Annotated in this window: 8 protein-coding genes and 1 pseudogene; 2 read left to right on the top strand and 7 right to left on the bottom strand. The window is 36.7% G+C overall.

Annotated elements, in window-relative coordinates; translation table 11 throughout:
- Nucleotides 1–493 precede the first annotated feature (493 nt).
- The 3 genes from KI363_RS21020 to KI363_RS21015 form a co-directional block, all read right to left on the bottom strand.
- Nucleotides 494–1,243 (bottom strand): SDR family NAD(P)-dependent oxidoreductase, encoded by a 750-nt coding sequence (locus tag KI363_RS21020; RefSeq protein WP_158323806.1) that lies wholly within the window; start codon nucleotides 1,241–1,243, stop codon nucleotides 494–496.
- Between the two features lie 242 nt (nucleotides 1,244–1,485).
- A complete protein-coding gene (locus KI363_RS22540; protein WP_444543507.1) occupies nucleotides 1,486–1,638 on the bottom strand; it encodes a hypothetical protein in 153 nt (50 codons plus the stop codon).
- Between the two features lie 949 nt (nucleotides 1,639–2,587).
- Nucleotides 2,588–3,022 (bottom strand): hypothetical protein, encoded by a 435-nt coding sequence (locus tag KI363_RS21015; protein ID WP_212967551.1) that lies wholly within the window; start codon nucleotides 3,020–3,022, stop codon nucleotides 2,588–2,590.
- A 252-nt stretch (nucleotides 3,023–3,274) separates the two neighbouring features.
- On the opposite strand from KI363_RS21015, the gene KI363_RS21010 reads away from it, so the two are divergent.
- Nucleotides 3,275–4,366: a hypothetical protein gene (locus tag KI363_RS21010; protein ID WP_158323808.1), complete on the top strand. Its 1,092-nt coding sequence runs from the start codon at nucleotides 3,275–3,277 to the stop codon at nucleotides 4,364–4,366.
- Here the strand turns inward: KI363_RS21010 and KI363_RS21005 are convergent.
- Nucleotides 4,277–4,735 carry a M24 family metallopeptidase gene (locus tag KI363_RS21005; RefSeq protein WP_246516981.1) on the bottom strand — a complete coding sequence of 153 codons (459 nt, stop codon included), beginning with the start codon at nucleotides 4,733–4,735 and terminating at the stop codon, nucleotides 4,277–4,279. The two genes, KI363_RS21010 and KI363_RS21005, sit on opposite strands and share 90 nt — an antisense overlap.
- Nucleotides 4,736–4,842: 107 nt before the next feature.
- Between KI363_RS21005 and KI363_RS21000 the strand changes: the two genes are divergently transcribed.
- Nucleotides 4,843–5,880: a YdcF family protein gene (locus KI363_RS21000; RefSeq protein ID WP_212967550.1), complete on the top strand. Its 1,038-nt coding sequence runs from the start codon at nucleotides 4,843–4,845 to the stop codon at nucleotides 5,878–5,880.
- 201 nt (nucleotides 5,881–6,081) lie between these two features.
- On the opposite strand, the gene KI363_RS20995 is transcribed toward KI363_RS21000, so the two are convergent.
- The 3 genes and pseudogenes from KI363_RS20995 to KI363_RS20985 form a co-directional block, all read right to left on the bottom strand.
- The gene (locus KI363_RS20995; protein ID WP_212967549.1) at nucleotides 6,082–6,396 is read right to left on the bottom strand and encodes a DMT family transporter; all 315 of its coding nucleotides are present in this window, start codon (nucleotides 6,394–6,396) and stop codon (nucleotides 6,082–6,084) included.
- A gap of 379 nt (nucleotides 6,397–6,775) precedes the next feature.
- A pseudogene (locus KI363_RS20990) lies at nucleotides 6,776–7,443 on the bottom strand (RNA-guided endonuclease TnpB family protein).
- Nucleotides 7,444–7,693: 250 nt separating this feature from the next.
- Complete coding sequence (locus tag KI363_RS20985; RefSeq protein ID WP_212967548.1) at nucleotides 7,694–8,740, bottom strand: DUF418 domain-containing protein; 1,047 nt, start codon at nucleotides 8,738–8,740, stop codon at nucleotides 7,694–7,696.
- Nucleotides 8,741–8,951: the final 211 nt, after the last annotated feature.

Raw genomic sequence — 8,951 nt, 5'->3', positions numbered from 1 at the left:
TGAGCCAGGATCAAACTCTCATATAATGAAAGAAGTTTGTTTTCCTTCTCAATTGCTGGCAATGGTTCAAAACCATTTATCCATTTATTTATTGACGTTCGTTTCGTTCAGTTTTCAAAGATCAAACTCATTCGCTGTATCAGCGACTTTATTAATATAACATCTTTTAATAGATTCGTCAACACTCTTTTTTTAAAATGTTATTCTAAATCAAAGTTTTGCTTGCTGACGGTACAACTATATTATCACCAAGATATTTATACGTCAAGCTTTTAAACATAATACAATATTTGCTAATTATTATTTTAAAAAAGCAATCGATCTATCAATTATTCAAGCGATAGGTCGATTGCTATGTTATGATCCCCCCTTGGTAATAACCAATACCTCTTGTAAAGGTTGAGGGGAACTTCTTTTAAAGGATATTTTTGCCTATAGTTTCTGTTTACCAAAACGATCAGAGGATCGTTAATTTTCGTTGATTCTATTCATCCTATACCGCGGTATAACCACCATCTACTAGTAAACTTGCTCCTGTAATGAAAGATGCATCATCACTTGCAAGGAAGAGAACAGCCTTTGCGACTTCTTCCGCTTTACCTAATCGGCCAATTGGATGAAGGTTAATTAATTCCTGTTTCGCTTCTTCTGGCATACTAGCGAGTAAAGGTGTATCGATATAACCTGGGTTGACATTATTAATCCTGATTCCTTTAGATGAATACTCAGCACTTTCCGTTTGGGTCAATAATTTGACCCCACCTTTAGCAGCACTGTATGCACCTACACCAAGTTTTCCAACGACCCCATGAATGGAATCATTATTCACAATGGCTCCACCGGTTTCTTGCTTTAACATTTGAGCAATCGCATATTTATTGCAGAGGAACACACCATGTAGGTTTACATCAATAATTTTTTTCCACTCTGCAAAATCAGTTTCATGTACAAGTGTCATCCCACCAATTCCTGCATTTGCGAACAACACGTCCAAACTGCCGTATTTTTTGACCGTTTCATCGACTAATCTTTTTACTTCCTCTTCAATAGTAACGTTAACCTTCATAAAAAAGGTTTCATATCCATCCTCATTTAGTTTATCGGAAAGTTCCTGTCCCTTGTCTGACATATCTGAAATAACAACTTTTGCCCCTTCTTTAGCAAACTCAATAACGGTAGCTTCGCCAATTCCACTTGCTCCACCGGTTACAATGACTGTCTTCCCATTAAAACGTTTTGTCATAGAAATCTCTCCTCGTATTATGATATAACAAATGGAATTATACCTATATTATACCGGTATAATTTGAAAATAAACTATGATAACTTTTACAATTATGTGAATTAGTGAGCATGGATTGTCATAATGTGAGGTGAATTTAATTCTTTTTTCTCATTCATATAAAAAAATAGAGTAGAAAAACCTACTCCGAAAAACTATCTTTATTGAGACTCCAGACAGGAACTATTTCCTTTATAATTTCCTCACCACAAAGCTAGTGGCTCGCTAACACTTGGTTCTGGATAGACAGAATCTATTTTGGCTAGATCTTCTTCTGCAAGCTGAATATCTGCAGCTTTTACGTTATTGATAACGTGTTTCGTATTGCTAGATTTGGCTTCAATCCACACTCCCAATACAGGGAGTGACCATCATTACGCGGGATGGCGAGTGAATGTCGAGATTTCAATCCACACCCCCAATACAGGGAGTGACGTATGACTAAAAAGCAAGTGGAAGAAATATTTGATTTCAATCCACACCCCCAATACAGGGAGTGACGAAATGGGAGAGAAATCATTCGCGGCAGCATTGAAATTTCAATCCACACCCCCAATACAGGGAGTGACTGCGATATATTGATAGAATTAATTTCACCATACTCTATATAGTCAAAAACTTCTTGAAGTTGTCTATTCAGTCCTTTCACCTAACAGTATTTAGGTAAAATGATTGATATTTGAGTGCGAACCTCACGGTGTTTCTATGTTCACTTGACGTTCGCACTCCTGGCTTTTCTTTTTTCGCTTAGATTCACCATAACTTCTTTTCAATTGTATCAAAACGTAACAATCTCATGTAATGTTACTCCATTTGGTAGTTCTCTATCAATTAAAACCTGATAATCTGTAGAAGAACGTGGAACGTTAACTTCGTCCTTTTTCTTAATATTAATTTTATCAAATAGTAAGTGAGAAGGTGCATTTCCGTATGTATTAAACAATAACTTAATTTCAATCCACGCACTTGTATTAAGTGCGATAGTGATATAACGCTTTTTTACATGAGAAATTGTATCACCATCAATCTTCTAAGTAAATAATACATGTTTTATTATAATCCTAAAAGGGAGAATGGATATATTAAAACTTTGAGGCTTACATATGTTATAAAACTCTTATAAAAATTTTTATCCAACATGCAACTGACAGCCCTAATTGATCAGCAGCATTAAAAATACCAAATCACTCAATATTAGAGTAGTTTGGTATTATTTTGCCCCCTTAAATAAATTTTCCACATGAAAACAATCAAAACGCATGGATTCTAAAATGTATTTAAGGGTTTTGCGTTTAGTAAATCATTTTATTCTTTTTCCACGGAATATCTGACCTGTTTAAAAGTGACAATATCTCCTGATTCTTCGTCGTTGCTGGTTTGCAGTAATTGCACTTTTGGATTGTAATCTGTCCTGCGTGCATCTTTAATATCACTGATATCTAACGTATATACTTCATTATTTTTGATTTTTCCTTCAAAAACGTCCTCATTCGCCACAGAAATAAAAGTCGTTTTGTTCTCGTCGATACCTGTCATCTTGATTTCAATTTCAGTATCTCCCTCAGTGATGGTTGGTGTCACTAAATCAAGTGTTCCTTGACCAGTATCACTGTTTACTGCAACCTCCAAGCTACTTCGTTCTTCTTCTCCCAAAAGTTCTTCTGAATGAAGAAGCTGCGAGCAGCCCGCCAAGGACAAAAATACGATCATAACGAATAGGAACCTACCTAGATATTTCATGCTTCTTCCTCTTTTCTCCATATTCTCTATATCCTTATTTTACCGTACGAAAAAAATGATACAATCAGTCCCCCGACGTATTTCTTATTAATTATTCATGATTCATATATATAGGATTATGGCCAATTAATTAAGAATAATGGTGAAGCTACCAATGGGACTATTGTGTTATGCTGTAATTGGAATAGGCAGTATATTTACTCTACGAAATGAGTTAATATGTAATAAATCGTGGAACTGAGGTGCAAAATTGTGGCAAATGTTAGTCTTTCTCCAGATCCATACGAAAAAAAGGAAAGTTTTCTCTCTGCTTATAGTGGGTATTACTTTTTTATCGGGGCGTTGGTTCATCTCTATAGTATTGCCAATATCTTTTTTGTGTACATAAATGATACATCGCGTTTGTTTGCCATTTTGTTGTGGGGAAGTTATTTTATTGTGACTGCTATTCCTGCATATGTAGACTATCGTTTTCAAGACAATATTCGATTGGCAACTTATTCGTTTGTGTTCACTACAGGTCTATGGTCAATGGTGGCGATTAATTTATATGGAATACAGGCGCTAGCGGATCATCCTTTTTACCAAGAGCTCTATATCAATCTCCTGTGGATTCAATTGTTGTTCATTTTATTTTCATGGATCAAGTGGATCCCAGTTCGGACACGAGAAAGAATAGCCCGTATAGTCACCATTATCCTTGGCGCATTTATGATGTTTCATATGTTAGGGATTTTTGCTTCCACCCAAGGCAAGGGGATTTATGCATTTTTGTTTGGGAAAGAAGTAGCGGTGGCCCTCATATGGCCAGGCATCGCCCTTTTTTTCTCTGGATTTTGGACGCGTTTGATTATGGGCACAGGCATAGACTTAGACATTACGCCAGAAGAGCGAGCCCGAAGGATGGCAGAAGAGACAGCACGCGAAGAGGCGAAGAAAAGAAAACCATCAGAAGAAATGCTATCAAGTGGGCGTTACCTGGAGTATGGAGAGTTGGATTATTACATTTCTGAGGAAATAAGCAGTTATCGGGAAAAGGGATCAAAGACGTTTGAAGATGTAGAGTTTTTATATGTAGAGAACGGTGTCCGTTATTTTAATCGCTTGGATTGGAGTCCAACAAAAGAAATGATTTTGTACAAAGAGAACGGACAATGGTACTGTCAAACAACTGGGCAAGAACCTGAACGAGTGTTGTTGCCAGAGCATTTAGAAGAAGAAAAGCAAGAATTTGAAATCGATAAACGTGAATATTTAGAACAAGCGATTGAATACAGACGTATAGTCCCGTACTTTGTACAAATTCCGAGTGATATTGAAGAGTCCGAGATCGACAGAGGATAAAATTGTATTTTTGAAAAAGCTATTATCGGGGGACACACATAAAGTCCAACCATCAGGACTTTCAACTGCATACTCTGCTCCAGTTGACAAAAAGGGCTCAATAGTAATGACCATACCTTCTTTCAGTACACGTTTATCATCTTTGCTATAAAAAGGCAAAATATCGTTAGGTGTCTCATGTAGAGATTTTCCAATACCATGACTACATAGATTCATAATTACTTTGTACCCGCTTTTTCGGGCTTCACTTTGAATAATTCTCCCAATTTCATTCAATTTCACACCATGACTAAGCGAAGAAATAACCTTCATCATGGTATTGTGTGTATGATCGTAAAGTCGCGTTAAAGAAGGGTTATATAAAGGCACCTGGAAGGAATGTCCTGCATCGGCAAAATACCCCCCAGTTCAGCGGAAACATCAATATTTATTAAGTCACCTTCTTGGCCAAGCTTATAAAAGAATCGAGGTGTAGAATGGTTATTCTTGGAGTTATTACTCTTATTTTATTCATTACTTTCCTAGCATTTTATTTAACAGATCCTAGACGAATGATAAACGGTTTTCTATTTAACCTGCTTTTTTGTTCATTTCTTATTTTTTGTGGTTATGTAGGATTCAGCTCAGATATTATGATTTTTAAGCTAATCGCTCTTATCCCGACTGTTTTATTTCTACTTTTTATCTCAGCATTTGGATTATTCGCTCTAGGTATAGGATTGTTTTTAAATGGCCGAATCCTGATGAAAAAAGAAAGCCGCCGTTTTGCCAACAGTTTAACATTCATTTTAGGTATCTTTCTTCTGGTATTATTTTTATTTCGCATCGTGAATCCTGAGCGTTTTTTGCCCGATTATTTGGAACCTTTATACGGCGGGGCTTACTTAATAGTCGTTTATTTCTTTTTACACTTAACCAATTTTTTAACTGCTTATTTTTTGTATCAATTTAACAAACCAAAATATAACCAAGACTTTATCATCGTGCTTGGCAGTGGTTTAATTAACGATAAAGTGCCGCCGCTCCTTGCCAGTCGAATTAATAAGGCAATTGATTTTTATTGGAAACAAGTGGCTGCCACTTTCCCACCTATCATACTTTTTTCTGGTGGACAAGGGCCGAATGAAAACCTTCCTGAAGCGGAAGCCATGCAAAAGTATGCTGTAGAGAAAGGAATTCCTTCTGAGCATACATTGACAGAAACTCGTTCAGTTAATACATTCCAGAATATGCTTTACTCAAAACAAATAATGGATTCAATAAAAGGAAGCCAATATAACAGCATCTTTACTACAAACAATTTCCATCTATTCAGGGCCAGCTCATATGCAAAAATGGCCGGCCTAAAGAGCCAAGGAATTGGTTCGAAAACCGCATTCTACTACTGGCCAAATGCAATGATTCGAGAATATATCGCCATCATTGTGATGCAACGTAAACGTCATACCATTGTAGTGGGGACGATTTTAGGAGTTTCTATCCTTTTAACCCTTCTTTTTGTTCTATTTAATTAACCAATGCAAAAGGGGCTGTCCAAAAAAGTCAGTGAAAACTGACCTTTTGTGACACCCCTTTTAATTTTCCCCAATAAAGGCAACAAAAAAATTGTCACTTCTAGTAAAATGACAGTACCACACAATCACTAGGAGAATGGTTTGTGTTCAGCATTGATCTTTAACGAACTAACTATTTTCATGGAAATCTCATTTTATATTTTATGTCGTCATCTTCAAACCAACTACGGCTATTAAAATCATCCCTATAAATACAATTGGTCTCCAATCTTTTGGTTCTCTATAAAATAGCATTCCCAAAAGCGTGACTCCCACTGTCCCAATACCTGTCCATACGGCATAAGAGATCCCCATAGGAAGTTCTTTCATTGCTAAAGCTAAAAGACTAAAACTCACGATAAACCCAAAAAGCACGATTAAATACGATTTTAAGTTTTTGTGTTTGACTATTTGATTTATGCCTGTTACTGCAACTACCTCAAAAGCCCCAGACATAATAAGATATATCCAAGCCATTATGCCGCACCTTCTTGCTTATTAGATTCAGTGGTCACCAATTTCAATCCCATTACCCCACATATTTTCCTTTTCAGAGAACAAGCGAATAGGCAAAAAATCTGGAGGGGAAAAACGTGATGTTCTTCTCCTCCAGATTTATTTAAGGGAATTACGGGACAGCCTTACGCGCATCCTGTCTGCCTTATTATTGTTTAATTGGAATACAACAATACATTCATAGCTTGAGACTCCCACGACTAAAGTCGCAAGCCCTAAACCTTACAGTTTTCCGGGTGGGATTCTTGAATGACTAAACGTTCGCAGTCCATTTCTGTTTTGAACAGCCTTCAAGATGAAGGTATCTCATTACCCCTCCTAAGACAGTGCATATAGCATCTTAGGCTGATTGACTATTACCATCAATCACAGGTGCGTATCGAATATTCATAGCACCGACTAAATCGCGATGTTTTTCGAATCCACATTTACACTTATATTTGCGGTCTTGTGCCTTATTTTTTTCAAAAGACATGTTTGACTTGTGTATGCAGGATCCACATATTCAACTTTCATTCCCTCTAGATTCGCTTTGTATTCAATGAATTTTGATAGGCGGTAAAATGACCAATTGTGCAGATTCTTTTCGTTTTTACGGCTTGTTCTTGCCGTCTGTCTAATGTTCGCTAATTTTTCTAAGCGAATGACAGAAATCTTATTTTCTTTTGCAAAATCAATGATGGCACGACTAACCTTATGGTCTTGGTCTTTCATCCAGCGTTGTTCCTTATCTTTTGAATTGCGAATAGCATTTAATTTTTTCTTTTTGCCTAATGTTTTGCGTTCAGAACGGAATTTTCGCTTCACGTATTTATTTTGTCTGCCATTACCAAAGAAGCGTACCTTTTCATCATCTGTCACAGCCACAGCAGGTACTTTTAAGCCTAAGTCTATACCCATGACTTTTAAATCTGTTCCTTGAATGGTAGGTATAGTAACAGAAATTTGGGCAATCCATTTATTCGCTTTCTTTGTGACACGCAGTGTACCTAATTTGTGTGTTAGCAAATCGAAATTACGGTGAATGATACGGTTGTGTTTGTTCTTCTGTATTCGTTCATATACCTATTGCATTAGTTTTCTGTATAAACTGCAACGGAAATACAATAAATATAGAGCGAAATTTTCAGATACTTGAAGCACCACAAAACCTTACGTTTTTTAGCGGTACTCCGTATCTGACCTCACTCTCATCCTACCCCTAAAGGGGGTGCTATCGCGCCGTAGGGGGCTTTCCCGTTCGGAAAGTCGGTAATTACTACCTAACTGATGTTGCATTCCTACCATACGTCATAAATCGCCAGACCTTTTCGAATGGCCCCATCTTAAAGAATTTAAACCAAATAACGCTATAAATTATTTGAATCGTAAAGATGATGATTGAAATGATAACACTGTTTATTGGCGACACAACTTCAAGGCCCATTAGAGAGATAATGGCCAGTCCAATGAAACTTTGTGCCAAATAATTTGTAAACGCCATTTGCCCAACACGGGCAACCGGCTGCAGAAGTTTTGCAATACGTTTGTGTTCTAAGATTACAAATAGACTCGATAAGTACAAATATGTTGTCGGTATTGTACCTAAAGCAATGATTTCATGAAGATGTTGATCATTGCCTTGTGATGCGAACCAGATCCAAATAGAAAAACCGATAAACAATGGAAATGTAATAATTTGAAGCCACCTTATTTGAGTGGACAAATCACCTATTTTTTGAATCCAATTCGCTTTAGCTGCAAGAAATCCTGATAAAAACATGATGAAAATGGTAATGGTATCACTCCCAAGAAAGGCAATAACGTTTGAAAAGACTCCCATACCTGGAGCAAGAATTTTTAATAGTTGTGATAGGATAAATACAGTTATGATTCCACCAAGCCACTTGCTAATCGTCGACACCTTTGCCCGATAAAATGGAATCAGAAGGAAACCAATAACGGCATATGCTGCTAGAATGGAACCCCAAAAAAACAAGATGTGAATAATGCCAATTAACAACAGAGCTAATAAGCGTCTGGCAAAACGCCAGCGTGGCTTATCACCGCGACTTTCAGCACGTGAGGCAAAAATATAAAACCCCACACCAAATAGAAAAGAAAAAATGGAAAAGAATTTTTTTTCGACAAAAATTTGAATGAAGGATTCTATCATTCCATTCAAACCGTTATAATCAGGCAGCTGAACGTTATCGGTAATAACCTGAAATGCCTTAACATTAATAAACAAGATCCCAAACAAAGCAAGACCACGGATAATATCTAAGGAAATAATTCTTTCCTTTAGTGTAATGGATGGATTCATACTCTAATTTACTCCCTTTAATAAGTAGTTTCTATTACAAAACTAGTATAGCGACCCAACCTTAAAACATTTTAATGTAAACCTTTGGATCTACGTCAATATTTAGGACACATAAAAGTTAATTTTTTTCATTGTGCTTCGAAACTTATTTAAATGTGTATTTGAAGGCTTGACATGGAGCCTCTGTGTGCGTGGTGATTTGCGAAAGACG

The sequence above is a fragment of the Lederbergia ruris genome (assembly GCF_018332955.1).
Taxonomy (GTDB): domain Bacteria; phylum Bacillota; class Bacilli; order Bacillales; family Bacillaceae_C; genus Lederbergia; species Lederbergia ruris.
The sequence above is the reverse complement of the archived record's forward strand: the minus strand, read 5'-3'. Positions and strand labels throughout refer to the sequence as shown.